1 protein-coding gene is annotated in these 633 nt (G+C 54.0%); it reads left to right on the plus strand.

The features are described from left to right. Positions 1-57 precede the first annotated feature (57 nt). Positions 58-600 carry a hypothetical protein gene (locus ACFTOW_RS01995; protein ID WP_379912550.1) on the plus strand — a complete coding sequence of 181 codons (543 nt, stop codon included), beginning with the start codon at positions 58-60 and terminating at the stop codon, positions 598-600. Positions 601-633 lie beyond the last annotated feature (33 nt).

Below are 633 nucleotides of genomic sequence, written 5' to 3' on the forward strand. Positions count from 1 at the left end.
CTACCCCCCGGGTGGGTCATTTTTAAATGATCACGATGGGTCAGTTTTGAATGCAGATTGACAGACCTCAAGTGGAAGAACCTGTTGTGGATCACCGAGCGTGACGAGACCTATCTGGGCTTGTTCGTGGACGGTAAAACAGGACAGCGGCCCTTGGTGGCACGGGACCGTGCTGTGCGTCCCTTTGAGCGGCAAGTTGAGTTGAACCCAGAACTGTCCAGCATGACGCTGCATGAAGTGATCGATGCCAAACTGGACGAATACGTTTTTGTCACGCGTTTGGGCCAGCGTGCTGCGCGGGCCAATCTCGCGCGTAATTTCGAAAAACTGTTGGACCGGCTGGGGCTGGTGTATGGCGCTGACGAAAAGAAGCGCACGCTATACAGTTGGCGGCATTTTTACGCGACACTGGACCTGCAGCGTGGTGTCAGCACCCACGTGCTCAGTCGACAGATGGGAAACAGCACCGGCGTCTTGGATCGATTTTACTCAAAACTGTCGCCGTTCATGAACCCTGGGCTGCATTCAGGGCGTACAGATCGGCAGGAAAAGAGAGTGTCCGATCTTCTGTGTAACTGCGGTTTGGTCCATGCTTCCTGAGAGGAGCAAGGACGATGACAATTTCCAAAGAAC

Source organism: Lacimonas salitolerans (assembly GCF_042677865.1).
GTDB classification, from domain to species: domain Bacteria; phylum Pseudomonadota; class Alphaproteobacteria; order Rhodobacterales; family Rhodobacteraceae; genus Lutimaribacter; species Lutimaribacter salitolerans.